This window comes from Roseburia faecis (assembly GCF_001406815.1).
Classification (GTDB): Bacteria; Bacillota; Clostridia; order Lachnospirales; family Lachnospiraceae; genus Roseburia; species Roseburia faecis.
Genome location: NZ_CVRR01000088.1, coordinates 1 through 421, shown reverse-complemented (window position 1 = coordinate 421; position 421 = coordinate 1). Strand labels below are relative to the sequence as shown.

At 42.8% G+C, this 421-nt stretch carries 1 protein-coding gene; it reads left to right on the top strand.

All coding sequences use genetic code 11. From position 1 onward, the window contains the following. On the top strand, positions 1 to 421 hold a 421-nt coding region (locus M72_RS15570; protein WP_176694804.1), incomplete at both ends, for a MobA/MobL family protein.

Here is a 421-nt window from a genome sequence, read left to right as displayed (position 1 = left end):
ACTGTGAACTGTGGCGGAGCGAGTGGGCAAAGGTGTGTAATGAACATCTGCCTTTGCATAATCAGGTCGATCACCGTTCTTATGAAAAGCAGGGAAAACTCCAGATTCCTACCATCCATGAAGGTGCTGACGCAAGAAAGATTGAACAGAAGTTTCTTGCCGGGCAGGAAATAAAAGGTTCGTGGAAAGTAGCGGAAAATCAAATCATAAAACAACAAAACACGTTATTGCAAAAGATACTGGACACCTTTGGGAAAGTATCTGGTGCATTATCATTATGGAAGGAGCGATTAAATGACATTAGAAGAAAGCCGGGAAATTATACCCTTAATGGAATCTATGATTGGGCAAATCGAAGAACAGCAGACCTTAATGGCAGAAATGCTTCTGGAAATGCAGAACCGGGACACCCAACTCTCTC